General features: G+C 70.4%; 19 protein-coding genes. 3 read left to right on the forward strand and 16 right to left on the reverse strand.

Annotated elements, in window-relative coordinates; genetic code table 11:
- Nucleotides 1–41: 41 nt before the first annotated feature.
- The 6 genes from pcaF to AC07YZ_RS20395 are packed head-to-tail and all read right to left on the reverse strand — an operon-like array spanning nucleotide 42 to nucleotide 8,532.
- Nucleotides 42–1,244, reverse strand: a complete 1,203-nt coding sequence (gene pcaF, locus AC07YZ_RS20370) for a 3-oxoadipyl-CoA thiolase (RefSeq protein WP_494796094.1) — start codon at nucleotides 1,242–1,244, stop codon at nucleotides 42–44.
- An 11-nt stretch (nucleotides 1,245–1,255) separates the two neighbouring features.
- Nucleotides 1,256–2,581, reverse strand: a complete 1,326-nt coding sequence (locus AC07YZ_RS20375) for an MmgE/PrpD family protein (protein WP_494796095.1) — start codon at nucleotides 2,579–2,581, stop codon at nucleotides 1,256–1,258.
- A 2-nt stretch (nucleotides 2,582–2,583) separates the two neighbouring features.
- Nucleotides 2,584–4,638 carry an FAD-dependent oxidoreductase gene (locus AC07YZ_RS20380; RefSeq protein ID WP_494796096.1) on the reverse strand — a complete coding sequence of 685 codons (2,055 nt, stop codon included), beginning with the start codon at nucleotides 4,636–4,638 and terminating at the stop codon, nucleotides 2,584–2,586.
- 10 nt (nucleotides 4,639–4,648) lie between these two features.
- The gene (locus AC07YZ_RS20385; protein ID WP_494796097.1) at nucleotides 4,649–6,745 is read right to left on the reverse strand and encodes an acetate--CoA ligase family protein; all 2,097 of its coding nucleotides are present in this window, start codon (nucleotides 6,743–6,745) and stop codon (nucleotides 4,649–4,651) included.
- A 5-nt stretch (nucleotides 6,746–6,750) separates the two neighbouring features.
- Nucleotides 6,751–7,542, reverse strand: coding sequence for an enoyl-CoA hydratase/isomerase family protein (locus AC07YZ_RS20390; RefSeq protein WP_494796098.1), 792 nt, complete (start codon nucleotides 7,540–7,542; stop codon nucleotides 6,751–6,753).
- 15 nt (nucleotides 7,543–7,557) lie between these two features.
- The gene (locus AC07YZ_RS20395; RefSeq protein WP_494796099.1) at nucleotides 7,558–8,532 is read right to left on the reverse strand and encodes a tripartite tricarboxylate transporter substrate binding protein; all 975 of its coding nucleotides are present in this window, start codon (nucleotides 8,530–8,532) and stop codon (nucleotides 7,558–7,560) included.
- Between the two features lie 194 nt (nucleotides 8,533–8,726).
- On the opposite strand from AC07YZ_RS20395, the gene AC07YZ_RS20400 reads away from it, so the two are divergent.
- Complete coding sequence (locus AC07YZ_RS20400) at nucleotides 8,727–9,509, forward strand: IclR family transcriptional regulator (protein WP_494796100.1); 783 nt, start codon at nucleotides 8,727–8,729, stop codon at nucleotides 9,507–9,509.
- Between the two features lie 49 nt (nucleotides 9,510–9,558).
- Here the strand turns inward: AC07YZ_RS20400 and AC07YZ_RS20405 are convergent, their stop codons facing one another.
- Genes AC07YZ_RS20405 through AC07YZ_RS20440 form a run of 8 tightly spaced genes read right to left on the reverse strand, consistent with a single transcriptional unit; the run spans nucleotide 9,559 to nucleotide 16,984 of the window.
- Nucleotides 9,559–10,008 carry a nuclear transport factor 2 family protein gene (locus AC07YZ_RS20405; protein WP_494796101.1) on the reverse strand — a complete coding sequence of 150 codons (450 nt, stop codon included), beginning with the start codon at nucleotides 10,006–10,008 and terminating at the stop codon, nucleotides 9,559–9,561.
- Nucleotides 10,009–10,015: 7 nt separating this feature from the next.
- On the reverse strand, nucleotides 10,016–10,888 hold the full coding sequence (locus tag AC07YZ_RS20410; protein WP_494796102.1) for an SDR family NAD(P)-dependent oxidoreductase: 873 nt from the start codon (nucleotides 10,886–10,888) through the stop codon (nucleotides 10,016–10,018).
- A 32-nt stretch (nucleotides 10,889–10,920) separates the two neighbouring features.
- Entirely contained in the window at nucleotides 10,921–11,460 is a 540-nt protein-coding gene (locus AC07YZ_RS20415; RefSeq protein WP_494796103.1) for a DUF3833 domain-containing protein, read from the reverse strand.
- Entirely contained in the window at nucleotides 11,457–12,815 is a 1,359-nt protein-coding gene (locus tag AC07YZ_RS20420) for an MFS transporter (protein ID WP_494796104.1), read from the reverse strand. The genes AC07YZ_RS20415 and AC07YZ_RS20420 overlap by 4 nt, the downstream gene beginning before the upstream one ends.
- On the reverse strand, nucleotides 12,812–13,375 hold the full coding sequence (locus AC07YZ_RS20425; RefSeq protein ID WP_494796105.1) for a chalcone isomerase family protein: 564 nt from the start codon (nucleotides 13,373–13,375) through the stop codon (nucleotides 12,812–12,814). The genes AC07YZ_RS20420 and AC07YZ_RS20425 overlap by 4 nt, the downstream gene beginning before the upstream one ends.
- 3 nt (nucleotides 13,376–13,378) lie before the next feature.
- Nucleotides 13,379–14,704, reverse strand: a complete 1,326-nt coding sequence (locus AC07YZ_RS20430) for a class I SAM-dependent methyltransferase (RefSeq protein WP_494796106.1) — start codon at nucleotides 14,702–14,704, stop codon at nucleotides 13,379–13,381.
- Nucleotides 14,705–14,738: 34 nt separating this feature from the next.
- Nucleotides 14,739–15,548: a DUF1365 domain-containing protein gene (locus AC07YZ_RS20435; protein ID WP_226490455.1), complete on the reverse strand. Its 810-nt coding sequence runs from the start codon at nucleotides 15,546–15,548 to the stop codon at nucleotides 14,739–14,741.
- A complete protein-coding gene (locus tag AC07YZ_RS20440) occupies nucleotides 15,545–16,984 on the reverse strand; it encodes an NAD(P)/FAD-dependent oxidoreductase (protein ID WP_494796107.1) in 1,440 nt (479 codons plus the stop codon). The genes AC07YZ_RS20435 and AC07YZ_RS20440 overlap by 4 nt, the downstream gene beginning before the upstream one ends.
- 503 nt (nucleotides 16,985–17,487) lie before the next feature.
- Here AC07YZ_RS20440 and AC07YZ_RS20445 point away from each other — a divergent pair.
- On the forward strand, nucleotides 17,488–18,309 hold the full coding sequence (locus AC07YZ_RS20445) for a ferritin family protein (protein WP_226490453.1): 822 nt from the start codon (nucleotides 17,488–17,490) through the stop codon (nucleotides 18,307–18,309).
- A 108-nt stretch (nucleotides 18,310–18,417) separates the two neighbouring features.
- On the opposite strand, the gene AC07YZ_RS20450 is transcribed toward AC07YZ_RS20445, so the two are convergent.
- Together AC07YZ_RS20450 and glnE are read right to left on the reverse strand one after the other, a co-directional pair.
- Nucleotides 18,418–19,038 (reverse strand): rhomboid family intramembrane serine protease, encoded by a 621-nt coding sequence (locus tag AC07YZ_RS20450; RefSeq protein WP_226490452.1) that lies wholly within the window; start codon nucleotides 19,036–19,038, stop codon nucleotides 18,418–18,420.
- On the reverse strand, nucleotides 19,035–21,896 hold the full coding sequence (gene glnE / locus AC07YZ_RS20455) for a bifunctional [glutamate--ammonia ligase]-adenylyl-L-tyrosine phosphorylase/[glutamate--ammonia-ligase] adenylyltransferase (protein WP_494796108.1): 2,862 nt from the start codon (nucleotides 21,894–21,896) through the stop codon (nucleotides 19,035–19,037). The genes AC07YZ_RS20450 and glnE overlap by 4 nt, the downstream gene beginning before the upstream one ends.
- A gap of 143 nt (nucleotides 21,897–22,039) precedes the next feature.
- On the opposite strand from glnE, the gene AC07YZ_RS20460 reads away from it, so the two are divergent.
- Nucleotides 22,040–26,224 carry a YhdP family protein gene (locus tag AC07YZ_RS20460; RefSeq protein WP_494796109.1) on the forward strand — a complete coding sequence of 1,395 codons (4,185 nt, stop codon included), beginning with the start codon at nucleotides 22,040–22,042 and terminating at the stop codon, nucleotides 26,222–26,224.
- The last annotated feature ends 60 nt before the right edge of the window (nucleotides 26,225–26,284 follow it).

Here is a 26,284-nt window from a genome sequence, read left to right on the forward strand (position 1 = left end):
AACGCCCTCTCACTTCCATTTGATGGAATTGAAAGAATCTCTCAGACCCGTTCCAGAACCATCGCAATGCCCTGCCCCACCCCGATGCACATGGTGCACAGGGCGTAGCGGCCACCGCTGCGGTGCAGCTGGTTGACGGCGGTGGTGGCCAGGCGGGCGCCACTCGCGCCCAGCGGATGGCCCAGGGCGATGGCGCCGCCGTTGGGGTTGACGCGAGCGTCGTCGTCGGCCAGGCCCAGGTCGCGCAACACGGCCAGGCCTTGCGCGGCAAACGCCTCGTTGAGTTCGATCACGTCCATCTGCGCCAGCGAGAGCCCGGTGAGCGCCAGCACCTTGCGCGTGGCGGGCGCCGGGCCCATGCCCATGGTGCGCGGTGGCACACCAGCGGTGGCCATGCCCACCACCCGGGCGCGCGGCCTGAGGCCATGTCGCGCAGCGGCGCCTTCGCTGGCCAGCAGCAGTGCGGCGGCGCCGTCGTTCACGCCCGAAGCATTGCCGGCGGTCACGCTGCCGTCGGGCCGCACCACACCCTTGAGCTTCGCCAGCGCTTCCAGCGTGGTGGCGCGCGGGTGTTCGTCGCGGTTCACCACCAGGGCATCGCCCTTCTTCTGCGGCACATGCACCGGCACGATCTCGGCGTCGAACACGCCCGCCTCTTGCGCCGCAAGGGCCTTGGTCTGCGAGGCCACGGCCATGCGGTCTTGGTCGGCGCGCGAGATGTTGAACTCGGCCGCCACGTTCTCCGCAGTCTCGGGCATGCTGTCCACGCCGTATTGCGCCCGCATCAACTTGTTGACGAAGCGCCAGCCGATGGTGGTGTCCTCGACGCTGTTGGCGCGCGAGAAGGCGCTGGTGGCCTTGGGCATCACGAACGGCGCGCGGCTCATGCTCTCTACACCGCCCGCGATCATCAGCTCGGCCTCGCCGCTTTTGATGGCGCGCGCCGCGGTACCCAGCGCGTCCAGGCCCGAACCGCACAGGCGGTTCACGGTGGAGCCGGGCAGCGAGACCGGCAGGCCGGCCAGCAGCGCGCTCATGCGCGCCACGTTGCGGTTGTCTTCGCCGGCCTGGTTGGCGCAGCCGTAGATCACGTCGGTCACCGCCTCCCAGTCCAGTTGCGAGTGACGTTCCATCAAAGCCCGCAGAGGAATGGCACCCAGGTCGTCGGCGCGCACGCTGGAGAGGACACCGCCGTAGCGGCCAAAGGGTGTGCGCACGGCGTCGCAGATGAAGGCGTGGGTCATGGGGTCTCCATTCAGGGAAATTGGGCGCTCTGATGCAGCTGCCAGATGCGGCCCAGCAGCGCGCGGGCCTCGGCTTCGCCGATCACCGGCGTGGCCAGCTCCAGCAGCTTGCCCTCCAGGTCGGCATCGGACAGCGGCAGTTCCGGGTCGCCCTTGCGGTCGGGTTGCAGCAGCGTCAGCTGGCGGCCATCGCGCAGGGTGATAGCCACGCGCGCACCGCGACGGCCCGGGAAGGCCGCGTCCACCTCGGGATCCTTCGCCTTGTGGATGCGCTGCATCAGCGCACGCGTGGCCGGATCGTTCAGGCGGTCGGTCTCGAAGGCCGAGAGGCGCACGCTGCCGTGCACCAGCGCGGTGGCCACCATGTAGTGCAGGCTGAAGCGGGCCTGGTCGGCGTTTTGCGGGTCCACGTGGGGGGCGATGTCCAGCGTGGGCTGGTAGACGCCGAGCGCCACGTGCTCGATGTCCGCGTGGCTGAAGCCGTGTTGGCGCTGCAGTTCCAGCGCGCCGTCGATGGCGGCGAAGGTGTGACCGCAACCGATGTGGTTCTTGAAGGTCAGGCGGGTGATGTGGAAGTCCTGACCCAGCGTGGCGCCCACGGCTGACCAGTCCGGCCCTTCGCTCATGGCCTGCCCAAGCCCCGACTCGCCTTCGAGCACATCGAGCGAGCTGCGCATGCCGCCCACGGCCAACTGCGCGGCCAGCACGCCGGCCTCGGCCGCTCGCCCCGCGTGCAACGGTTTGGCCATGGCTTCCCCGCGGAAGGCCTGCTGCAAACCTGCGGTGAAGGTGGCGGCGATGGCCAGCGCGTGGGCAAACGCGGCCTCGTCCAGTTTCAGCAGACTCGCTGCAGCGGCGGCCGCACCAAAGCTGCCCATGGTGCCGGTGTTGTGCCAGTACTTGTAGTGCGGGCGGCCCATCACCACGCCGATGCGGGTGGAGATTTCGTAGCCCAGCACCACGGCGCGCAGGAACTCGGGACCTCCCGCCTCTGTGGATTGCGCCACAGCCAGCGCCGCCGCGATGGTGGCCGCTCCGGGGTGGTACATCGCGTCGCGGAAGCTGTCGTCCACCTCGGCCGCATGCGCGGCGGTGCCCTGGATCAGGGCAGCCGCGCGCGTGGTGGCTTGTCGCCCCTGCACCAGTTGGGCCGCGCCCCGGTCCAGGTCATCGGCCATGGTCTGGGTCAGCACCCGCACCGCAGGGGTGTCGAGGCCCGGGTAGATCGAGGCGTACCAGTCGATCACCGCGCGCTGGGCGTGGTGCGCCACCTCGGCGGGCAAAGGTGTCCGGGCAAAACCCGTGGCAAAGCGCGCGAAGGTTTCAACAGCGTGCATCGTCAGTTCTCCGTGGTGAGCAGGTGGCGCAGGTCGCCGGCCACAAAACCCGGCCCGCAGAGCTCGGCCAGCCACCGCAGGTCGTCCTGCAGCGCATCGGCACCGCGCTCGCGCGCCCAGAATACCGGGCCACCCTCCCAGCGCGGGAACCCGTAGCCGTTGACCAGCACCACGTCCACGTCGGTGGCACGCTCGGCCACGCCTTCGGCCAGCAGCAACGCCGCCTCGTTGACGATGGCCAGCAGCGCGCGCCGCACGATCTCGTCGTCGCCGAGCTCGCGAGGTTGCAGCCCCTTGTCCGCACGGACCCGCGCGATGAGTGCGTGCACCGCCTCGTCCACCTGGGGCCCCTTGCTGCCTTCTGGGTAGCGGTAATAGCCAGCACCCGTCTTGCGACCCAGGCGCCCCGCTTCGCACAGCCGGTCGGGAATGTGCACATAGCGCGCCTTCGGGTCGCGCGTGGCGGCCTGGGCCTGGCGCATGCGCCAGGCGATGTCCAGGCCCGACAGGTCGGCCACCGCAAACGGCCCCATGGCGAAGCCGAAAGCCTGCAGCGCAGCGTCGACCTGCTCGGGCCAGGCGCCCTCTTCCACCATGTATTCGCACTGACGGCGGTAGGCCGCGTAGAGCCGGTTGCCGATGAAGCCGAAGGCGTTGCCGGTCAGCACCGGCAGCTTCTTCAGACGCTTGCCCACAGCCAGACCCGTGGCCAATGCATCGGGCGCAGACGCCTGGCCGCGCACCAGTTCCATCAGCTTCATGACGTTGGCCGGGCTGAAGAAGTGCAAGCCGATCACGTCCTGAGGCCGTGACGTGGCCGCCGCGATGGCGTCCAGGTCCAGGTACGAGGTGTTGGAGGCCAGCACCGCACCCGGTCGCGCCACGGCGTCGATGCGCTGGAACACCTGCTGCTTCACCCCCAACTCTTCGAACACGGCTTCAATGATCAGATCGGCCTTCGCCAGTTCGGCCCAGTCCTGGCTGGTCTGAAGCCGCGCTTCAACCGCTGCAGCCCCACTGGCGCTGAGCTTGCCGCCCTGCACCCGCGTTGCGTAGTGCGCATGGATGCGTTGGGCGCCGCGCTCCAGCGCAGCGGCGTCCTGCTCCAGCAGTAGCACGCGGTAGCCCGCGTCGAGCGCGGCGATGGCGATGCTCGAGCCCATGGTGCCGGCGCCGATCACCGCCACGCACTCCACCGTGCGCGGCGTGGCCTCACCCAGCGATGGGTGTTTGGCGCTGTCGCGCTCGGCAAAAAACTGGTGGCGCAAGGCACGGGCCTCGCGCGAGACGCGCAGCTGCTGGAACACCGCGCGTTCGTCGGCCAGGCCGTCATCGAAACCGACATGGGCCGTGGCCGTGATGGCGTCGATGGCCGCCAGCACCGCAGGCCGGCGTTTTCCGGCCTTGTGCGCTGCGGTCGTGGCCTCCGCCACGTCTGCGGTCGCGGCCGGCGGCACCCTCCGTTCGCGCACCAGCCGCTTCTCTCCCTTGAGCTGCCGGGCGTGCGCGACCGCTGCGCCGCGCAGATCGCCGGTGGCGATCAGGTCCAACAAGCCGGCTTCGAGTGCCGTCGCGGCGGGCATGCGTTCGCCCGAGCAGATCATGCGGATCGCGCGGGGGATGCCGACGATGCGGGGCAGCCGCTGCGTGCCGCCCGCGCCGGGAATGATGCCCAGCGTCACCTCGGGCAGGCCCACCACGGTGCCCGGCGCGGCCACCCGGGCGTCGCAGCCCAGAGCGAGTTCAAAGCCACCGCCCAGCGCGGCGCCGTGCAACGCGGCGACCACCGGCTTGCCGCAGGCTTCGATGGCCGCGATCACGGCCGGCAGCTGCGGTTCGGTCAGCGGCTGACCGAACTCGCGCAGGTCCGAGCCGGCAATGAAGGTGCTGCCGGCGCCGATGAGCACCGCGCCCTGAAGCGTGTCGTCGCTGCGCAGGGTCTCGATGGCGTCCATCAGGCCCTGCCGCACGGCGGCCGACCCGGCGTTGATGGGCGGGTTGTCGATCACGATGACGGCGATCCCGCCATCCCGCTCCAGGTGCACGCGTGGCGTCATGGGGTGCTCCTCAGGCCAGCACGACCACGCCGTCGGCGGCGCTCACGCCCTGGCCCTGTGCGCGCACGAACACCGGGTTGATCTCGGCCTCCAACAGACGGTCCCCGAGTTGGGCTGCCATGCGGGAGAACGCCACGATGGCGTCCACCAGCGCCTCCACGTCGGCCTTGGGCCGGCCCCGGAAGCCGTCGAGCAGCGGCCAGGTCTTGAGGTCTTTCGCCATCGACAGCGCATCGGCGCGGCTCAGCGGATGGAGGCCCTGCGCATCCTGCGCCAGCAGGCGCATGGTGGTGTCCTTGAACAGCTCGGCCGTCACACCCCCCATGCCCAGCAGCACGGCCGTGCCCAGCGCATCGCGGTGCATGCCCAGGATCAGCTCGGTGCCGCCGCCCACCATCTCCTGCACGAGGAAGCGGTCGGGGCGCACGCCGGCTTTGGCGTGCACGTCGGCGGTCATGCTGATCAGGCGCTCACCCACGGTCTCGGGCGTGAGGCCGATGGCCACGCCCCCGACATCGCTCTTGTGCGTGATCTGCGACGACAGGATCTTGAGCACCACGCGGCCACCCAGCCCGCGCGCGGCGGCCTCGGCTTCGGCCGGGGTGGTGACGATGCGTTCGGCCGCACACGGCACGTTGAAGCGGGCGAACAGCTGCTTGGCCTGGGCTTCGTCCAGCGAGCCCGAAGGCAAGGCACCCGTGTCGACGGCGCTTCCCGCATCCGTCTCTTCCACCGGTGCGACGAAGTTGTCGACCTTGAACATGGCCGCCAGCGCCGCGGTGCAGCTCTCGGCCGCGGCAAAGGCGGGCACGCCGTGGCACGTGAGCAGGGCCCCCACTTCGGGCGCGTGCGGGCTCACGTAGGCCATCACCGGCTTGTCCGAATCTGGCAGGCAGTCGCGGATGGCGTTGGCCATCAGCTCGGGCATGGCCAGGCTGGACGAGCCGACGATGATCACCAGCGCGTCGTAGCTCGGGCTGGCCAGCAGGGCGCGGATGGCGCCGCGCAGCAGGTCGGGCCGCAGCCCGGCCAGGGTGACGTCGATCGGGTTGCGGTCCAGCACGGCTTCGCTGCCGGTCTGCAGGGCGCGCAGCGCCTCGGCCGTGGCGGCATCGGGCGCCGGTGTCTCGAAACCGGCCACACCCAGGTCGTCGGACACCAGCGTGCCGGCGCCGCCGGTGCTGGTGAGGACGGCCACGCGCTGGCCGCGCAGGTGGCGCCCGGTGGCCAGCGCCACAGGAATGTCCAGCAGGTCGTTGAAGGTCTGCGCGCGGATCACGCCCACCTGTTTGAACAGCGCGTCGTACATGCGGTCGGCGCCGGCCATGGCGCCGGTGTGAGACACGGCGGCCTGGGCACCCGCTTCCGAGCGGCCGATCTTGAAGGCCACCACCGGCTTGCCCTTGCGCGCGGCCTTGAGGCAGGCGGCACGGAACTTGGCCGGGTCACGCACGGTCTCGACGTACAGCGCGATCACCTGGGTGGCCGGGTCATCGGCCAGGTGGTCGATGAAATCGGCCAGCTCCAGGTCCACCTCGTTGCTGGTGGAGATCAGCTTGGAGAGGCCAATGCCGCGAGCGGCCGCCCGCGACAGCAGCGAGCCGAGGATGCCGCCGCTTTGCGACACCACGCCGATGCCGCCCACCGGAAACTCATCCATCTCCAGCGCGCCGGTGGCCGAGAGCACGATGGCGTCGGTCAAGTTCACCAGCCCGATCGTGTTGGGGCCCAGGATGCGCATGGACCCGGCCGCCTCTACCAGCTGCTTCTGGCGGCGCGCGCCGTCTTCACCGGTCTCGGTGTAGCCACTGGCCAGCACGATGGCGGCCGCACAGCCGCGCGCCGAGAGTTCCTTCACCGCGAGGTGGGCACGCTCGGCGCCGAGCAGCACGATGGCGACATCGGGCGTTTCCGGCAGCGATGCGATGTCGGCATAACACGGCAGGTCGCCAATCCGGTCGGCCTTGGGATTGACCGGCAGGATGCGACCGGAAAAACCGTGTTTCTGCAGGTAGGCCACCGGGCGTCCGGCGGTTTTTCCGGGGTCGGCCGAGGCACCGATGATGGCCACGCTGCGTGGTTGGAGCAGGCGAGAGATGGCGTCCATGGTCTTCACTCCTTGCTCGCGGCCTTGGCCAGAAACGCTTCCACCGAGGCGCGGTGTTCGCTGCTGGTGTAGCAGATGCCCTGCGCCTGGCTGCCCTGCGCGAACACATCGTGTGAGCTCAGCTCGAAGCTCTGGTTGAGGATGGTCTTGGTCAGCGCGATGGCCGTGCCGGACGCCCGGCTCAGTTCGGCGGCCCAGGCCTGGGCGTCGGCCAGCAGCGTGTCGGCGCTGGTCTTGCGGTCCACGATGCCCAGCGCCACCGCTTCGTCCACCTTGACCTGGCGGCCGGTGAAGATCAGTTCCTTGGCCTTGGCCAGGCCCACGCGGCGCGGCAGGAAATACATGCCGCCGCCGTCCGGGACGATGCCGCGCAGCACATACGACCAGGCAAAGCTCGCCCATTCGCTGGCGATGATGAAGTCGCAGGCCAGCGCGGTGTCGGCCCCCAGGCCGGAGGCCGCGCCGTTCACGGCGGCGATCACCGGCTTGGGGCAGGTGTGCAGCAGCGACTGCGTGTGGTGCACCCGCTGCTGACGGTGCCAGCCGTTGAAGCCCACTTCGCCCGCCGGGGCGTTCATGCGCTTTTGCATGCCGCTGATGTCGCCTCCGGCGCAAAAGCCCTTGCCGGCGCCGGTGAGCACCAGGGCGCGGATCGCCTTGTCGGCGGACACCGACTCCAGCGCGTGGATGAATTCCGAGCGCATGCCATCGCTCATGGCGTTGCGCTTGTCGGGGCGGTTGAGGGTGAGCGTGGCAATGCCCTCGCTCACGTTCAGTTCAATCAGTGTGTAGTCCATGTCAGGCATCCGTGTTCAGTCGGCCTTGATGTTGTTTTCCTTGACGATCTTTCTCCAGCGCGCTTCTTCGGCCTTCACGTAGCGGTCGAACTCGGCGGGATCGGATGCGTTGACGACCAGACCCTCGTGTTCCACCTTCTTCACGAACTCGGGGCTTTGCGCGGCTTTCTTGACGGCGGCGTTGAGCTTGGCGATCACGGGGGCCGGCGTGCCCGCGGGGACAAAGAAACCGTACCAGCTCTCCACCGAGTAGCCCGGCACCGTGGCGGCCACGGTGGGGACCCCCTTGAACGCGGGCGACGGCTCGGGTGTCGTGACCGCCAGGGCCCGGAGCTTGCCCTGTTCCACCATGCTGGACACCGCGGCGGCGGTGCCGAAGAACAGGTCCACCTGACCCCCGAGCAGGTCGTTCATGGCCGGGCCCGCACCGCGGTAGGGGATGTGCAGCAGATCGGCCTTGGTGAGGTTGACGAACATTTCACCGGCCAGGTGGGCCGAGGTGCCGTTGCCCTGGGAGGCGTAGGTCAGCTTCTTGCCCGACTTCACGGCGTCCAGAACGTCCTTCACCGACTTGTACGGGCTTTCGGTGCGCACCACCAGCACGTTTGGCCCCCGGCCGACCAGGCTGACTGGCGCGAATGCGGTGTCGTTGTTATAGGGCAGCTTGGAGAGCAGGCTGGGGTTCACCGCGTGCGCCATCGTGGCGATCACCAGGGTGTAGCCGTCCGGCGCGCTCTTGGCCACCATATCGGTGCCGATCACCGTGCCGGCACCGGGCTTGTTCTCCACGATCACCGTCTGCCCCAGCGCCTGGGACATGCCCAGGCCCAGGGTGCGCGCGATCAGGTCGGTGCCACCGCCGGGGGCAAACGGCACGACGATGCGCACAGGCTTGTCGGGGTACTCGGCATGGGCCGCACCCGCGAACGCCGCCAGGCTCAGGCACAGGCCGCTGGCGATGCCCCGCAGGGAAATGGGAAAGAACTTCATGGGATGTCTCCTGGGTGGAAGGGGTCGAGGCCGCCTCTGGTTTGGCGCCGCATCGACCTGTTGGGTGAGTCCTGAGCTTATGGGCGCAAGGCCTGTTTGAGACCCACTCAATTCCACTCAATGGAATTTAGAATGCGCCAAGGCAACGCTGAAACCCGCACCGGAAACCGGTACAGACCTGCGAAGGACCCGCCATGAATCCACTCGAAGAACACCCTGGCCGATCGGCCGCAAACCGCTCCCTGCTGCGCGGCGCCGACATCCTGCGCGCCTTCCGGCCCGGGTCGGATCTGCTGGGCAACGGCGAGATCGCCGAGCGGACCGGCCTGTCCAACTCCACGGTGAGCCGCCTCACCCAGACCCTGGTGGCCGCCGGCCTGCTGCAGCAAGACCGCGCCCGCCGCGCCTACCGGCTCGCGCCGCTGGTGCTCAGCCTGGGGCATGCGATGCGGTCGGGCTCGCAGGTGCTGGCCATCGCCGCACCGCGCATGCGCGCCCTGGCCGAGCGCGAACGCATCAACGTCGGCCTGGCCTACCCCGACCGGGACGAGATGGTCTACCTGGAGTCGATCCGCTACAACCGCCGCGTTGCATTGCGCAATGTCGTGTCTGGTCAGCGCGTCCCGATGGAACTCACTTCGCTGGGCCAGGCGTATCTGGCCACGGTGCCGGTGGAACGCTACCGGGTGCTGGAGCCCATCTTCAAACGACGCAACGGCCGGCACTGGCCAGAGGTCAAACAGGCCATCGAGACGTCGATGGAAAACATGAAATCAAAGGGCTACTGCTGGGCCAGCTGGCAGCCCGAGGTGATTGCGCTTTCGACGGCCTTCCCGTCCGCAGAGGGAACTTGTGTCATCAACGTCAGCGTGTCCACGCAGGAGCATGCTGCCCACTGGATTGAGACCCTCGCACCCCACCTGCTGCGCCTCAAAAAGGACATCTGTCTGGAGCTGTCGAAGCTTCCCGAGCCTTAGGACCTATTTCAAGTCATTCACGTTGGCCGCGGTCATGCGTGCAAGCATGTCATTGGTTGGCCTTGCGCTTCAGGTAACGCATCAGTGTGCTCAACCCCGGCAGTTTTTCGTACAACTCTTCGGCCGCGTCCCAGTAGTCGCGGTGTTCGCGGATGCGGCCGTCGTTGTCCAGCGTCAGGTGGGAGCCGCCACGGATCCGTTGCACGGTGGTGGTGTCGAAGCGCTGGAAACGGAAGTGGAATTCCCAGACCAGAAACGCCTGCGCGCCGTCCACGAGCTGTTGCGTCACGGTGAAGCGCGGCTCGTGCAGGGCCTGGAACATGTGTTCGAAGATGCGGCCGATCGCGGGGACGCCCTGCACCTCGTTGAACGGGTCCTTGAAACGCGCCTGCGGCGCGTAGAAGCGGTCGATCTGCGCCACGCTCTGGGGCGTGAGGGTTTCGAAGTAGGCGGCGAGGCGGGCGACCGCGGCGCGGGAGTCGTCGGTGGGCAGCGTCATGGGAGGTTTATAGCCCGGTGAAGCGCCGCACGGCGGGGAAGTAGGCGCGGTAGGGCAACAGGCGCAACAGCTTCATCCAGCGCGTGAAACGTTTGGGGTAGTGGATGTCGAAGGCGCCTTGCGCCCAGCCGTCGAGCATGGCCTGCGCGGCGCGCTCGGGCGTGATCAGGGCCGGCATGCTGAAGTCGTTCTGCGCGGTCAGCGGCGTCTGCACGAAACCGGGGTGGACCACGCTCACGCCCAGACCCAGCGGCTCCAGATCGAGGTACAGGGTTTCGGCCAGGTGGGTGAGCGCGGCCTTGGTCGGGCCGTAGGCCAGGCCCTTGGGCAGGCCGCGAAACCCGGCCACGCTGCTGACCAGGCTGAGGTGGCCGGCGCCGCGCGCGATCAGCGCGGGCAGCACGGCGTCGAGCACGTTGAGCGCGCCGACGTAGTTGATGGCCAGGTGCTGCCGCAGTTCGGCCAGATCGAGCGCGGTGGCGCGCATCTCGCGGTAGTGGCCGGCGCAGTACAGCACCAGATCGAGCGGGCCCTGGGCCAGGATGGCGCGCGCGGTCCGCGCCACCGCCGGGGCGTCGGTCACGTCCAGCGGCCAGGCCTGAACCGGCGTGGCGCCGGGCAGTGTCGGATGCCGGGCCACCAGCCGCTCCAGCGCGGCCGCGTCGCGCGCCGAGACCTGCACCCGCGCGCCGCGCGCCACCAGCGCCTCGGCGGTGGCCAGGCCGATGCCGCTGGAGGCGCCGATCACCCAGACCCGCAGGCCGCGCCACCCGGTGATGGGTGGGTTGAAGGGCCGCAGCAGGCGCCAGCCGCGCCGCCGGGCGGGGCTTTCCGCACGCAGGGGGGTGTTGGGTTCGACGAAGTGGCTGGGGGCGGTCATGGCGAAAAGGGGTGTGTGGGGGAGCGGGCCGCTCACGCGGGGCGTTTGACGAAGCTCAGCGTGACCTCGCCCAGGCGGACGCCGAACTTGCTCATCGTGGCCTTGTTGAGCATCACGCGCGCGTCCATCAGGTACATCCAGTCGTCGAACGCGACGTGCCAGATCTGTCCGTCCACCGGCAGGGCCAGCGTGTAGTCCCAGCGGAACGCGTTGCCGCGGGTCTGGCCCAGCGCCGTGCCCACCACGTCGTCGGCGCTGCCGCTGTAGCGGCCTTCGCCCAGGTGCTTGAGGCGCCAGATGCGCTTTTGCGTGCTGCCGTCCGCGTACACAAAGTCTTCGTCGAGCACGCCGTCCTCGCCCGTCCAGCGGCAGCGCATCAGCACGGTGAAGCGTTTGACCACCTTGCCGGCACGGTCGGTGAAGACGCCGTAGGCGTCGAGCGTGCCGTTGAAATAGTCGCGCAGGTCCAGCGCGGGTTTCTCGCTCGCGTGGTCGCTGAGCCTCGGTCCGGCGCAGCCCGCCAGGCCGAGCATGGCGGCGATGCCGGTGGTGAGCACGAGGCGTCGTTTCATGGGTGGGCTTTCAGTGGTGGGAGGGCCGTGGGTCTGGTCAGGCGCTCGGGCCGGATCACCAGGGTGTGCAGCGCGGCGCCCGCGAGCAGCTTGAGCGTGCAGGGCAGCAGGCAGTAGGCGAGCGTGAGCACCTGCAGCGCGGCGGGGTCGCGCGTGCCGGGGCTGTAGCCGAACAGGGCGAGCAGCGGCAGGCTCAGGCCTGCGGCCAGCGCCAGGTTGAGCTTGGCCGCGAAGTTCCACCAGCCGAGGTAGGCGCCTTCGCGGCGGCCGCGTTCGCCCAGTTCGTCCATCAGGCCGGTGAGCAGGGCGCCGGGCAGGGCCAGATCGGTGCCCAGAGCCATGCCCGAGAGGGCGCACACCAACAGGAACGGCCAGACATCGCCCTCGCCCAGCGTGGCCGCCCAGACGAAGGCCGCCACGGCCAGCGCCATGCCGGCCAGCCAGCTGCGCGCCAGGCCCAGGCGCCCCACCAGCCGCACCCACAGCGGCAGCGACAGCGCGGCGAACAGGAAGTAGGTGGCGAGGAAGGCGGGCTCGATGGCGCGCGGCGCCTGCAGCCGGTCCTGCACGAAGAACAGCACCAGGGTGGCGGGCACCGCGCTGGCCGTGCCGTTGAGCACGAACACCGCCAGCAGTTTCAAGAAGCGCGGCTGGCGCAGCGGTGAGCGCCGCACCCCTGCCCCGGCCTGCGCGGGCGGAAGCGGGCCGCCCCGCAGCGGCACCACCGCCGCGCTCCAGGCCCACCAGCCCAGTGCCAGCAGCACGGCAAACGCGGTGACGGTGACGCCCAGTCCCAGCGTGCCGGGCAAGACCGCGGCGAGCAACACCCCCAGCAGCGCCAGGCCCTCGCGCCAGGCGACGATGCGGCTGCGCTGGGCCTCGTTGCCCGCCAGGCGCGCGCCCCAGGTCTGGTGCGCCACGCTGGCCACGCTGTAGGCGGTGCAGGTGAGGGCCATCAGGCCACCGGCCCAGGCCAGCAGCGCGGCCGGGTCGGTGCGCACCGCCTCGGGCGGGAACAGCAGCGCCCACAGGCCCAGGGCCAGTGCCACGGCCGCGCCGGCACCCGCGGCCAGCACGGCGCGGTGCGAGCGCGTGAACAGGCGGTCGCACCAGCGGCCGATCAGCGGGTCGAGCAGCGCGTCGAACAAGCGCGCCAGCAGCAGCACCAGGCCCAGCGCGGCCAGCGGCGCGCCGAAGCTGCGCGCGTAGTGGTTGGGCAGGATCACGTACAGCGGCAGCGCCACGAAGGCCAGCGGCAGGCCGAGCAGGCCATAGCGCAGGCCGTGGCGCCAGGCGCCGGTGCCCACGAAGTGTTCGGCCGGCGTGGGGATGCGGGTGGGGCGGGCCGGGCTCATCGCCGCACCTGCGCGATCAGCGCTTCGCGCAGGCGCGGTTGCGAGGTGGCGGGCGAGAGCCAGATGCCGAAGAAGCGGGCCGAAAACCCCTCGTCGGCGATCTCGCCGAGCAGCCGGCCGTTGAGGTAGAACCGCGCGCCGCTGCCGGGCACGTGCAGGCCCAGGATGCGGTCGCCCGGCGCCACGTCGGGGAACAGCGCGCCCATGGCCTGTTGCCAGCGCGTGGCCTGTTCGGGGGTGAGTGCGCCGATGCCGCGCATCTCGTCGATCGAGCGCTGCGCGATGTCGCGCCCGGCGAAGGCGCGCCGGTAGTGCAGCTCCAGCCCGAAGCGCTGCGCGGCGAAACGCTGCGCATCAAAGCCCGGCGCGGCCCAGAGGCTGGCGCCGTAGACCTCGAAGCCCCACACCCGCAGCAGGCCCTGGCCCACCGCCTGTTGGCCTTGCAGCGCGGCGCTGGCCGTGGGTTCGATGGGGCTGGTGGCCTGGGCGGGGGCGCACAGGGCCGCGCCCAGCGCGATCAGCGCCAGCGTGTGTCGCGGCAGGCGGTGGGTGTATGGCATGGCTCAGTCCGGGCGGCGCAAGCTGAACTGCACGACGCTGGTGTTGCCTTCGAGGAACGCGGCCTCGCAATAGGCCAGGTAGAACTCCCAGAGGCGCAGGAAACGCGGGTCGAAACCGAGCCGCTGCACCCGCTCGTGCTCGCGCAGGAACTGCTCGCGCCACAGCCGCAGCGTGCGCGCGTAGTCCTGGCCGAAGTCGAACTGGTCCACCACCTCCAGACCGGCGCGCTGCGCGGCGGCGCGGAATTCGCGCGGGCTGGGCAGGCAGCCGCCGGGGAAGATGTACTGCTGGATGAAGTCGGTGCCGGCGATGTAGCGCTCGAACAGGTCGTCGCGGATCACGATGCTCTGCACGCAGGCCCGCGCGCCCGGCTTGAGCAGGCGGTGCAGCGCGCCGAAGTAGCCCGGCCAGTATTCGCGGCCCACGGCCTCGACCATTTCGATGGAGCAGATCGCGTCGTAGGGGCCGTCGTCGATGTCGCGGTAGTCCTGCAGGCGCAGATCGGCAGAAGGGGCTCCCCCCACGCTCCGCCGCTGGCGCGGGTCGCTGCCCCCCGCGGGGGCTCGCCCGCCTTGGGGCGGCCCGGCGGCGGGCGTGTCGGTCATCAGCGGCACACCCAGCTTCTCCATGCGCCGTTGCGCGAACGCCAGCTGCTCGGTGGACAGCGTCACGCCGGTGAGCGAGGCGCCGAATTCGGTGGTGGCCATGTCGGCCAGTGCGCCCCAGCCGCAGCCGATCTCCAGCACGCGGTCGCCGGCCTGCACCCCGGCCATGCGCAGCGCGCGCCGCACCTTGGCGTGCTGCGCGTCCACCAGGGATTGCTCTGGCGTTTCGAACAGGGCCGACGAGTAGTTCATGGTCGGGTCCAGCCAGAGTTCGTAGAACGGATTGCCCAGGTCGTAGTGGGCGTGGATGTTCTTGCGGCTGTTGGCCCGGGAGTTGCGGTTGAGCTTGTGCTGGACCCAGTGGGCCAGCAGGCCGAGCCACGAGCCGTAGACCATGTCCTCGATCTCGCGCCGGTTGGCGATGAACAGGCGCAGCAGCTCGGTGAGGTTCGGTGTGTGCCAGTCGCCCGCGATGTAGCTCTCGGCGAAGCCGATGTCGCCCGATCTCAGCGCCGCCGCGCAGACCTTCCAGTTGGCCAGGCGCAGGCTGGCGTGCGGCCCGGTGGCGTCGCCGAAGCGTTGCATGGAGCCATCGGGCAGCTGCAGCGTGAGGCTGCCGTGGCGCAGGCGCTGCAGCAGTTTCAGCGCGCTGCGGGCGGTGGCGGGCGCGTTGCGCGGCAGGGCGAAACCGGCGGGGTGTCGGGGGGCGGTGGTGCTGTTCATGGGGGGCAGCCAGGGCGGGGTGGGAGGGAAGGGGTCAGCGGGACGGCTTGGCGGGCCCGCCCACGGTGACGGCGGTGCCCGGCGCGGCCGGTTGGCGGAAGAAGGGCGTGCGTTTGAGCCACAGGCGCAGCGCCTGCCAGTGGATGTGGGTGATCACGCCCAAGGTCATGGCGGGGTAGGCCCAGAGTGCGCGCCGCACGCTGCGGGCATTGAGCGCCTGCAGCGCGCCGCTCACGCTGGTCTGGATCAGCGCGGGCGCGTCGGCCCCGTCGTCGTGGTAGTCGATGCGCGCCACGGTGCGGGCCGGGCCGGCGCCGGGGTGGCCGGGGCTGCGCATGAAGACGAAGCGGTACTGGCCGCGCACCGGGCAGAACGGCGAGACGTGGAACACCTTGTCCGCCGTGCAGGGCTGGCCATAGCGAGGGTTGTCCAGCAGGTAGCAGTGGCGCTCGCCAAAGGTGTTGTTCACCTCGGCCAGCACCGCGCGCAGGCGGCCATCGGGCCGGTGGCAGTACCACAGGCTCACCGGTTTGAAGCTGTGGCCCAGCACGCGCGGGGGGGTGTGCAGCCAGACCTCGCCCAGCGCGTCGTGGATGCCGTGCTGCCGCAGCAGGCCGTCGATCCAGGCCAGGCAGTCGGGCCCGCCGTCGCCGTGGTCGGCGTCGTGAAAGCTCAGCGCCGCGCGCCGGTTGCGCGCGAGCTCGCCGTCGCCGTGGGCGCGCAGGCTGCGCAGCGGCAGCATGAGGAAATGGGTGGGGTAGGCGAAGGCGTGGCGGCGCGGGCGCAGGCGCGTGTGGCGCACCTGGCCGAAACCGATCTGCGCCACCGGCGGCGGCGTGCTCACCCGAACACCCCGGGCAGGGCCGCGTGGCGCGCGGCCGCGCCGCTGGTGGTGGGCATCAGGCCGTGGGCGTCGATCAGCGCACGCGCCGCGTGCAGGCCGGCTTTCAGGCCGTCTTCGTGGAAGCCATAACCCGTCCAGGCGCCAGCGTAATAGGTGTGCTGCCGGCCCTGCAGCTCGCCCAGGCGGGCCTGGGCCCGCAGGGCGGCGAGGTCGAACACCGGGTGTTCGTAGGCGTATTCGCCAATCACCCGCGCCGGGTCGATCGCGCGCCGCGGGTTGAGCGACACCAGCACCGGCTGCGCCACCGGCAGGGGCTGCAGCCGGTTGATGAGGTAGTGCAGGCAGACCTGGGCCGACGGCGCCTGTGGGTCGGGGCTTTCGCCGGCCTGGGTGGCCAAGCCTTCGCGCTCGTAGTTCCAGGCCGCCCAGGCGGTGGGGGCCTTGGGCAGCACCGAGGCGTCGGTGTGCAGCACCGCGCGGTTGGGCTGGTAGCGGATCGCGCCGAGCACGGCGCGCTCGTCCGGGCTGGCCGCTGGGCCTAGGATCGACAGCGCCTGGTCGCTGTGGCAGGCCATGACGATGGCGTCGAAACGCTCGACCCGGCCCTCGCTCACCACGCGCACGCCCTGCGCGTCGCGCAGCACCTGGTGCACCGGCGTGTGCAGGCGCCGGTCGGGGATGGCGGCCACGATCTTGTCCACGTAGCGCCGCGCGCCGCCGGCCACCGTGTGCCACCGCGGCCGGTGGGTGACCTGGAGCAGGCCGTGGTTGTGGCAGAAGCGCACCATGGTGGCCACCGGAAAGGCCAGCATCTGGTCGGTCGGGCAACTCCAGATGCAGCCCATCATGGGCAGGAAATACCAGTCGCGGAATTCGCGGGAGAAGCCCTGCGCCTGCAGGAACTCGCCCAGCGGCTGCAGCAGCGGGCTGTGCTCGCCCAGGTCCTGGCCCTGCTGCGCCAGCCGCGTGGTGATGCGGTTGAAACGCAGGATGTCGGCCAGCATGCGCCAGAAGCGGGGGTTGAGCAGGTTGCGGCGCTGGGCAAACACGCTGGACAGGCTGGCGCCGCTCCACTCCAGCGCGCCGCCGTCGGGCCCGGCGCCCGGGGCCTGCACCGAAAACGACATGTCGGAGTCCGCCAGCGGCACCTCCAGCGCGGCCAGCAGCGCCAGCAGGTTGGGGTAGGTGCGCTCGTTGAGCACCAGGAAACCGGTGTCCACGCCGAAGCGGATCGGATAGCCCTGCGCATCGGGCAGGGTCACATCCACCGTGTGGGTGTGGCCGCCGAAGTGGGCGCCGGCTTCAAAGAGGGTGATGTCGGCCAGTCCGGCCAGGGTGTGCGCGGCGGCCAGGCCCGAGATGCCCGAGCCGACGATGGCCACACGGCGAGGTGGGCGGGTGCCGCCCATGGGCTGAAAGCGGGGGTCTGAATGCATGGTTCAGACCCCCATGGCCCGGTGGGCCGGAAGACAAAAGACTGCGAAGCGCCCCGAAACGAATGAGGGAGGGAGGGAGGAGGAGGAAAGACGTTCCGGGATTGCAGCCAGACCGCTAGGGGCAGGAAGGCTTCGCAGTGCAAAAACAGTGGGCGGCACGGGTTCCAGCGCCGCCTTGTGTGTATGGAGCGGTGCCGATGCGAAAAAGTTCCTGGGCTGAGTTGGCATGGGCGGGTCCGGTGGTGGTGAGGTGGAGATTTCGGTCTGAAAATACACTGTATGGTCTTATTGTGACTGATTGGTATCTTTTTAGTCGATGCAATCTTCTTCGTATCCCTGAACCACGCAGGGTTATCCCCTGGCCGCGGGGGGCGGCCGGCGTGGACACGGCCTGGGCAGGGGCTCCGTCCCGGGTGCGGCCGATACCCATTCAAGGCCCGCTGCTTTGTCAAACAACGGCCATGTGCGGGCCGTAAACTGGTTTTTTGCCACCGAGGACGCGCATGCTTTACCCCGAACTCTTCAAGCAGCTGGAGTCCGTCCGCTGGGACATGGGCAAAGACATTCCCTGGGAAACCTTCCAGGCCGGCGCGCTCAGCGACGAGCAGGCCCAGACCATCAAGATGAACGCCATCACGGAGTGGGCGGCGCTGCCGGCCACCGAGATGTTCCTGCGCGATAACCGCGACGACTCCGACTTCTCGGCCTTCATGTCGATCTGGTTCTTCGAAGAGCAGAAACACGCCCTGGTGCTGATGGAATACCTGCGCCGTTTCCGGCCCGAGCTCGTGCCCACCGAGCAGGAGCTGCACGACATCCGCTTCGAGTTCGACCCGGCCCCGCCGCTGGAGACGCTGATGCTGCACTTCTGCGGCGAAATCCGCCTCAACCACTGGTACCGCCGCGCCAGCGAGTGGCACACCGAGCCCGTGATCAAGAAAATCTACGCCACCCTGAGCCAGGACGAAGCGCGCCACGGCGGCGCCTACCTGCGCTACATGAAGCGCGCCATCGGCAACTTCGGCGACGAGGCGCGCGCCGCGTTCGCCAAGGTGGGCGTGCTCATGGCCAGCGCGCGGCGCACCGCGCAGGCCCTGCACCCGACCAACCTGCACGTGAACAAGGCGCTGTTCCCCAAGGACACCATCCAGAGCCGCCTGCCCAACCCCGAGTGGCTCGAACACTGGCTGGACAAGCAGATCGATTTCGACGCGGTGTGGGAAAACCGCGTGGTCGAGCGCATCCTGCACAACATGAGCCTGCTGATGGAGCAGAGCTTCAAGACGGTGCAGGAGCTCAACCGGTTTCGAAAGTCGTTGGCTTGAGGTGAACACCCCCGCCGGGCTGCGCGCGACCCCCTCAAGGGGGCAACACCTGCGGCCCGGCGAAGCCGGTTCCGCGGTGTTCTGGGTTGAGGCTGGCGCGCCGGCGCCTCAGTGCGCGGGCAGTGAAGGCGCCGGGGCGATTGCCCTGTCGCGGGGCAGCCAGCCCAGCATCAGCCCCAGCACCAGGCCCCACAGCGTGCCCGCCAGGTGGGCCGCCTGCACCACCGACATCTCGTTGCCCGGGTCCCAGACCACCGGGTTCGACCAGCCCTGCTCCAGCGCCAGCTTCACCAGCAGACCCAGCGCCAGCAGACCGCCCCAGCGCCGTGCCATGGGCACGGGGATGCGCTTCTGGATCAGCTGCATGGCCAGCACCATGGCCCCGGCGTGCAGCAGGCCCGACAGGCCCACCGCGTAACCGATCTGCGGCCACAGCAGCAGCGACCCCTGCATCAGCGGCCAGGCCAGCAGCCAGGCCCAGGTGCAGGCCAGCGAGGGCCGGATCACCCAGGCAAAGGCGGCCAGCGCGCCCAGCGCGAGCTGGTTGCCGATCAGGTGTGGGGTGTTCATGTGCACCCAGGCGCTGGTCCACAGCGTCCAGGGCTGCTGCAGCCAGTCGTGGGCGTGCCAGGTCAGGGTGTCGATGGCGCCCGGGCGGGCCCACCACAGCAGCATGCTAGCCACACCGTGCACCGCGCAGAGCACCAGCCAGCTGCGCGAGGGCTTCATGCCGTGCGCGAGCCCAGCACGTGCTGCCACAGCGCGCGCACGGCCGCGGCCTGGGGCTCCACCAGCTCGGCATCGACCTGGGTCGGCGCTTCGTCCAGCCGTGCCCGGTGCTGGATCTGGCGCAGCTCGCGGTAGGCGCGAGAGGCGGCCTCGCCCATGCCGGGCGCCAGCAGGCCGGCGCGTTCGGCGCGCAACAGCAGGTCGATGTTGCCGGCGTTGGCGCGCAGCTCGGGGTGGGTGCGCGACTGCGACAGCACCAGGTACTGCACGGCGAACTCCACGTCCACCATGCCGCCCGGGCTGTGCTTGACGTCGAACCGCGTGCCGCGCACCGGGTGGGCGGCACGCACCTTCTCGCGCATGGCCACGATCTCCGCGGCCAACGCCTGGGGGTCGCGCTCCGACGTGATCACCGCTTCGCGCACGGCATCGAAGCGCTCGCGAAGGGAGGGGACGGGGCCCGCCCCCTCGGGGGGCAGCGAACCACGCGCAGCGGGGAGCGTGGGGGCTCCGGTCTCACTGCCGGACATGACAAACCGGGCCCGCGTCATCGCCTGGTGTTCCCAGGTCCAGGCGGTGTTGCTGCCGCGCTGCTGCTGGTAGTTGGCGTAGGCGTTGAAGCTGGTCACCAGCATGCCGGAGTTGCCGTTGGGCCGCAGCGCGGTGTCGATCTCGAACAGGTCGCCCTCGCCGGTCTTCACCGTCATCCAGTTGATCATCTTGCGCACGAAGGCGCCGTAGATCTCGGGGGCGCGCTCGTCCTCGTCTTCGTAGACGAACACGATGTCGAGGTCGCTGCCATAGCCCAGTTCCTTGCCGCCGAGCTTGCCGTAGCCAATGATGGCGAAACCGGGTTCTTCGCGGTGGCGGTTCTTCAGCCGCGCCCAGCACCAGCGCGCCGTCACGCGCAGCATGGTGTCGGCCAGGGCCGAGAGGTCGTCGGCCACCTGCTCCACGGTGAGCACTTTTTCCACGTCGCGCGCGAGGGTGCGGAACACCTCGGCGTGGTGCGCGCGGCGCAGCAGGTTGAGCAGGGCCTCTTCGTCGTCTTCGCCGGTGGAGTGCAGCGCGGCGCGCCGGGCTTCGAGTTCGGCCTCGAACTGCACGGCGTCGAAACGTTCGGCCAGCAGCTGCTGGCTGGCCAGTTCGTCGATCACGCCCGGGTGCTGGAGCAGGTAGCGCGCGGGCCATTTGGCCGCCCCCATGAGGCGCAGCAGGCGCTCGTGCACCGAGGGCCGCTCCTGCAGCAGCGCGAGGTAGCTCTCGCGGCGCAGCAGGGGTTCGATCCAGTCGGCCAGGCGCAGGGCGGCCTCTTCGCTCACCCGTCCTTGTTCGAGCCAGGCGCCGGTGCGTTGCACCAGCCGCACCAGGCGCGCGCGCGCATCCTCGCGCAGTGCGAGCACCCGCGGGTGGCCGTTCCATTGCGCCACCTTGGCCGCGAAGGCCTCGGGCAGCTGCGCCAGCACCGACTGCAGGTCGTCGCTCGTGCCGCCGACGTGGCCAGCCGCGCCATTCTTCCCGTTCCTGCCGTTGCAGCCCTTGCCATTGCAGCCCCCGTTGGTGGGGCCGCCGAGCAGGGTGTCGAACTCCTGCGCCACCAGCTCGCGGTGCGCGTCCAGGGTGTGCAGGAAGTCGCAGACGTTGGCGTGGCCCATGGTGGCGGCAAGCCAGTTCAGGTCGTCGTCGCGCGTGGGCATCACGTGGGTCTGCTGGTCGTCCAGGTACTGGATGCGGTGCTCGACCCGGCGCAGAAAGGTGTAGGCCTGCGCCAGCGCGTCGGCGTTGCCCTGGGGCATGAGGCCGGCGCGGCACAGGCGCTGCAGCGCGTCCAGCGTGGGGCGGGTGCGCAGTTCGGGAAACTGGCCGCCGCGCACCACCTGCAGCAGTTGCACGGTGAATTCGATCTCGCGGATGCCGCCGCGCGAGAGCTTCACGTCGTTGGCGCGCCCGGGGTTGCCGGCGGCGCGCTTGGCCGCGTGCTCGCGGATCTGGCGGTGCAGCGTGCGCAGCGAGTCGAAGACGTTGTAGTCCAGGTACTTGCGGAACACGAAGGGCAGCACCGCGCCACGCAGCGCGCTGGCGCTCTTGTCGGCGATGCAGGCGGCCGGGGCGATCACGCGGCTCTTGAGCCAGGCGAAGCGTTCCCACTCGCGGCCCTGCACCAGGAAATACTCCTCCAGCGCGCCCAGTGAGACCGCGCTCGGCCCCGAGTTGCCGTTGGGCCGCAGCGCCAGGTCGACGCGGAACACGCTGCCGTGTTCGGTGGCCTCGCCCACGGTGTTGTAGATGTGCTTGACCGCCTTGCCGAAGTACTCGTGGTTGCTGATGCGGTTGCGGCCCTGGGCGTTGCCGGCGGTCTCGCCGTCGTGGTCGTAGACGTAGATCAGGTCGATGTCGCTCGACACGTTGAGCTCGCGCGCGCCCAGCTTGCCCATGCCGATGACCCACATCCGGGCCCGCTGGGGCTGGCCGTCGGGGCCGGGGTACTGGGGAGCACCGAACAGCTCGTCGAGCTCGCTCCAGGCCAGCGTGCAGGCCGCGTCGAGCGCGAGTTCGGCCAGCTCGGTGACCGCGCGCGTGACCACGGCCAGCGGCGCGTCCTGTTCGCAGTCGAGCACCACCAGGCGCTCCAGCACCAGCTGGCGCAGCACCCGCAGCGCCGCGGGCACGGCCAGGCCACGGGTGCGCAGCTCGGCCAGGCAGGCCCGCATGCTGGCGTGCACCGGTGCGCCGGGTGGCAGGCAGGCGAGTTCGTCGGTGTAGCGGCGGCGCACGCGCTGCACGAAACGCGAGTGTTCGGCGATCCGGTCAGCGGATGTCAAAGGGGGGTGGTGGGGGGACGGGGGTATCACATTCATTGACAAAGCGGATTCCAGGACTGCGGAACCCTTGGTGTGGCTGGCCGTCATAATTTGCAGTGGACATGAACCATCAAAGCCCGGCAGATGCCGCCGAATCTCCTGTGCGTGCACCCTTCACGCGATCCCTCAAGACACTTTCCGTGGCAACGCGGCTGCTGCTCTGGCTGGTGCTGGCCGTCTGGGGCCTGTTCGCACTCACCCTGGGCGTGCTGCATTTGTGGATTGTGCCGCGAATCGGCGAGTGGCGTCCCGACCTGGAACGCTGGGCCAGCAGCACGGTAGGGGTACCCGTGCGCGTGGGGGCGATCCGGGCCGAGGCCGGATCGGCGGGCCACGACTGGCTGCCCGATTTCGTGCCCGCCCTGGTGCCCACCTTCGAGCTGAGCGACGTGCGGCTGTTCGACGCCGCCGGGCGCGAGGCCCTGCACCTGCCGAGCGTGCGCACCGCGCTGTCGGTCCGTTCGTTGTGGCGGCTGGGCTTCGAGCAGGTGGTGATCGCCTCGCCGGTGCTGGACGTGCGCCGCACCGCGCAGGGCCACATCGAGGTGGCCGGGCTGGACCTGACGGGGCCGGACAGCGGCGACCACGCGGCCTCCGACTGGTTTTTTTCCCAGCCCGAGTTCGTGATCCAGAACGGCACCGTGCGCTGGACCGACGACCTGCGCGGCCAGCCGCCGCTGCAACTGGGCGCGCTGGATTTCGTGGCGCGCAACCAGGCGCGCCACCACCGGTTCCGGCTCGACGCCACCCCGCCCCCCGAGTGGGGCGAGCGCCTGAGCCTGCGCGCCGACCTGCGCGAACCCCTGCTCGACCTGGGCCGCCGGGCCGCGGGAACCGCGCGCTGGCAACGCTGGGACGGCGAGCTGTTCGCCGATTTCACCCGCATGGACGTGTCGCGCCTGCGGGCCTATGTGGACCTGTCCGACTGGGGCGTCGAGGTGCGCGCGGGCCAGGGCGCGGTGCGCGCCTGGGCCGATGTGAAGCGGGGGCACGTGACCGGCGTCACCGCCGACCTGGCGCTGCGGGGCGTGGAAACGCGCCTGGGCCCGGAGCTGCCCTTGCTGGCGCTGGACGAGCTCGGCGGGCGCCTGGCCTCGCAATGGAGCGACGCGGGTTTTTCCTTCACCACCGACAACCTGCGCTTTCGCACCCGCGCGGGCGAGGTCTGGCCTGGCGGACGCCTGCGGCTGGAGCACACCGCGCGCCAGGGCCAGCGCGTGGCCCACACCGAACTCAGCGCCGACGGCATCGAGCTCGCGCCGCTGTCCGCCCTGGCCAGCCGGTTGCCGCTGCCCGGCGGTGCGCCCGGCCTGCTGGCCAGCCTGAAGCCGGCCGGTCGCGTCGACGGCCTGACGGCCCGCTGGCAGGGCCTGCCGCCGCCCGCCGCCAGCGCGCGGGCCGGGTCGGCGGACGCCGCCGCGGCACCCGGCGAAGGCATCGACTGGAGCGTCGATGCCTACCAGGCCAAGGGCCGTGTGGTGGGCCTGGCGCTGGCCGGCCAGCCCAGCGGCAAGACCTCGGCCTCGGGCCGCTACCCCCTGCCCGGGCGGCCCGGCATCGCGGGCGCCACGGTGGACTTCGACCTCAACCAGACCGGCGGGCGCGCCCACCTGGCGGTGGCCAATGGGGCGCTCGAATTGCCCGACGTGTTCGAGGACCCGGTGCTGCCGCTCACGCGCTTCGAGGCCGACGCGCTCTGGCGCCTGGATGGCGAGCGCATCGAGGCCCAGCTGGACAACGTGCGCCTGGCCAACGCCGATGCCGAAGGCACGGGCCAGGCCCGCTGGAACACCAGCGACCCCCAGCACAGCGCCTCGGGCTCCCGCTTCCCCGGCGTGCTCGACGTGAACGCCACCCTGACCCGCGCCAGCGCCGACCGGGTGCACCGCTACCTGCCGCTGACGGTGTCGGCCGAGGTGCGGCGCTATGTGCGCGAGGCGGTGCGCTCGGGCCGCTCCGACAAGGTGGACTTCCGCATCAAGGGCGACATGTACGACATGCCCTTCGACACGCCCGGCACCCGCGGCGACTTCCGCATCGCGGCCCACCTGCAGGCGGTGGACTTCGCCTACGTGCCCAGCTTTCTGCAGGAACCGGGCGATGCGCCCTGGCCCATGCTCAAGGGCCTCAACGGCGCCCTGTTGCTGGACCGTGCCTCGCTGCGCCTGAGCGGGCTGGAGGCGGGGCTGGACGGCGCGCCCCATGTGCGCCTGAGCCAGGCGAAGATCGAGGTGGCCAACCTGGTGGACCACGCCACCCTGGTGGTGAGCGCCGACGCGCGCGGACCCGCGACCGAGATGCTGGGCTTCGTGCGCAGCTCGCCGCTCAACCGCATGACCGGCGAAGCCCTGGCGCGGGCCCGCATGACCGGACCGGCCAGCGCGCAGTTCCGCCTGAGCCTGCCGTTCGAGCAGCTGGACGCCACCACCGTCGGGGGCACGGTGCGCTTTGACGGCAACGACGTGCACATCAGCCCCGAGGCCCCGCTGCTGGCCAGCACCAAGGGCAGCCTGAGCTTCAGCGAAAAGGGCTTTGGCGTGACCGACGCCCAGGCGCAGCTCTACGGCGGCGAACTGCGTTTCAGCGGCGGCATGCAGCCCGACGCCCAGGGCGTGGCGCGTATCCAGTTCCGGGGCCAGGGAACGGCGCGGGCCGAGGGCCTGCGCGACGCCGATCTGGGCTTCGTCTCGCGCCTCTTTGCCAACGCCAGCGGCAGCGCCGCCTACAACGCACAACTGGGTTTCCGCGCCGGGGTGCCCGAGCTGGTGGTGACCAGCGGCCTGCAGGGGCTGGCGCTGAACCTGCCGGCGCCGCTGGGCAAAGCCGCGACCGACAGCCTGCCGCTGCGCTACGAAAACACGGTGCTCTCGACGGCGGCCGACGCCAGTGGCGAAGTGGCCCGCAGCGACCGCCTGACGGTCCTGCTCGGCCCCGAGCAGGCCCCGCTGGCCGCGCTGCGCTACGAGCGCGACATCGTTGGCGCCGAGCCGCGGGTGCTGCGCGGCAGCGTGGCCCTGGGCCTGGGGGCTGGCGAGTCGGCGCCCCTGCCGGCCGACGGGGTGCTGGCCAACATCCAGGTCGGCCAGATCAACGTGGACGACTGGGAACGCGTGTTCACCAGCACCACCGGCACGGAGGTGCGCGCCAGCGTGCCCGGCGCGGGGACCGCCACCGCGCCTGCGTCCGCCTCGCCGGCTTCGGACGCCAGCCTGTCCTACCTGCCCACCACCCTGGCGGTGCGCGCCGATCGCATCACCGTCGACGGGCGCAGCTTCAACCGGGTGGTGGTCGGGGGCTCGCGCGAGGGCACCCGGTGGCGCGCCAACGTCGACGCCGAGGAACTCAATGGCTATGTCGAATACGGCCAGCCCAGCGGCCCGGCCGCCGGCAGCATCTACGCGCGGCTGGCGCGGCTGAACCTGGCGCCCTCGGCCGCCAAGGACGTGGAGCAGATCCTGCAGCAGCCCAGCAGCGTGCCCGCGCTGGACATTGCGGTCGAAGACCTGGTGCTGTCCAACCGGCGCCTGGGCCGGGTCGAGATCAACGCCGTCAACCGCGCCGGCCCCACCCGCGTGAGCGAGTGGCGGCTGAACCGGCTGGAGCTCAACGTGCCCGAGGCGCGCCTGAGCGCCACCGGCAACTGGGCGCCCGATGGCGCCAGCCCGGGCGGACAGCGGCGCACCGCCCTGAGTTTCACGCTCGACATCAACGACTCCGGCCTGCTGCTGGCCCGCTTCGGCCGTGAGGGCGTGGTGAGCAATGGCAAGGGCCGCATCGAAGGCAGCATCGGCTGGCGGGGTTCCCCGCTGGCCATGGACTACGCCAGCCTGGCCGGTCAGCTCAAGGTCGACATCGAGCGCGGTCAGTTCCTCAAGGTCGAGCCTGGGGCGGCCAAGCTGCTGGGCGTGCTCAGCCTGCAGGCCCTGCCGCGGCGCCTGGTGCTGGATTTCCGCGACGTGTTCTCCAACGGGTTCGCGTTCGATTTCGTGCGCGGCGACGCGCGCATCGAGCACGGCGTGGTGCACACCAACAACCTGCAGATGAAGGGCGTCAACGCCGCCGTGCTGATGGAAGGCAGCGCCGACATCGCGCGCGAACAGCAGGACCTCAAGGTGGTGGTGGTGCCCGAGATCAACGCCGGCACCGCCGCCCTGATCGCCACCGCCATCAACCCCGCCGTGGGACTGGGCACCTTCCTGGCCCAGTTCCTGCTGCGCCAGCCGCTGCAGAGCGCCACCACCCAGCAGTTCCACATCACCGGCAGCTGGGCCGACCCCCAGGTCGAAAAAATCGGGGTCGCCGCCGTGGCGCCCAAAAGCGAATAGGCTGTCCCGGTTGTTGCTCTGCGTTAAGCTGTGTTTCCACCCCGGGAGCGGCCTCTGGCC

Source organism: Hydrogenophaga sp. GW101-3F08 (assembly GCF_059424585.1).

What these genes read in the sequence shown, in the direction of transcription:
- AC07YZ_RS20410 (WP_494796102.1), bottom strand. Translation starts at nt 10,888, where the DNA reads ATGACCGCCCCCAGCCACTTCGTCGAACCCAACACCCCCCTGCGTGCG.
- pcaF (WP_494796094.1), bottom strand. Translation starts at nt 1,244, where the DNA reads ATGACCCACGCCTTCATCTGCGACGCCGTGCGCACACCCTTTGGCCGC.
- AC07YZ_RS20405 (WP_494796101.1), bottom strand. Translation starts at nt 10,008, where the DNA reads ATGACGCTGCCCACCGACGACTCCCGCGCCGCGGTCGCCCGCCTCGCC.
- AC07YZ_RS20375 (WP_494796095.1), bottom strand. Translation starts at nt 2,581, where the DNA reads ATGCACGCTGTTGAAACCTTCGCGCGCTTTGCCACGGGTTTTGCCCGG.
- AC07YZ_RS20450 (WP_226490452.1), bottom strand. Translation starts at nt 19,038, where the DNA reads ATGAAGCCCTCGCGCAGCTGGCTGGTGCTCTGCGCGGTGCACGGTGTG.
- AC07YZ_RS20415 (WP_494796103.1), bottom strand. Translation starts at nt 11,460, where the DNA reads ATGAAACGACGCCTCGTGCTCACCACCGGCATCGCCGCCATGCTCGGC.
- AC07YZ_RS20390 (WP_494796098.1), bottom strand. Translation starts at nt 7,542, where the DNA reads ATGGACTACACACTGATTGAACTGAACGTGAGCGAGGGCATTGCCACG.
- AC07YZ_RS20430 (WP_494796106.1), bottom strand. Translation starts at nt 14,704, where the DNA reads ATGAACAGCACCACCGCCCCCCGACACCCCGCCGGTTTCGCCCTGCCG.
- AC07YZ_RS20385 (WP_494796097.1), bottom strand. Translation starts at nt 6,745, where the DNA reads ATGGACGCCATCTCTCGCCTGCTCCAACCACGCAGCGTGGCCATCATC.
- AC07YZ_RS20400 (WP_494796100.1), top strand. Translation starts at nt 8,727, where the DNA reads ATGAATCCACTCGAAGAACACCCTGGCCGATCGGCCGCAAACCGCTCC.
- AC07YZ_RS20425 (WP_494796105.1), bottom strand. Translation starts at nt 13,375, where the DNA reads ATGCCATACACCCACCGCCTGCCGCGACACACGCTGGCGCTGATCGCG.
- AC07YZ_RS20395 (WP_494796099.1), bottom strand. Translation starts at nt 8,532, where the DNA reads ATGAAGTTCTTTCCCATTTCCCTGCGGGGCATCGCCAGCGGCCTGTGC.
- AC07YZ_RS20380 (WP_494796096.1), bottom strand. Translation starts at nt 4,638, where the DNA reads ATGACGCCACGCGTGCACCTGGAGCGGGATGGCGGGATCGCCGTCATC.
- AC07YZ_RS20440 (WP_494796107.1), bottom strand. Translation starts at nt 16,984, where the DNA reads ATGCATTCAGACCCCCGCTTTCAGCCCATGGGCGGCACCCGCCCACCT.
- AC07YZ_RS20420 (WP_494796104.1), bottom strand. Translation starts at nt 12,815, where the DNA reads ATGAGCCCGGCCCGCCCCACCCGCATCCCCACGCCGGCCGAACACTTC.
- glnE (WP_494796108.1), bottom strand. Translation starts at nt 21,896, where the DNA reads ATGAATGTGATACCCCCGTCCCCCCACCACCCCCCTTTGACATCCGCT.
- AC07YZ_RS20445 (WP_226490453.1), top strand. Translation starts at nt 17,488, where the DNA reads ATGCTTTACCCCGAACTCTTCAAGCAGCTGGAGTCCGTCCGCTGGGAC.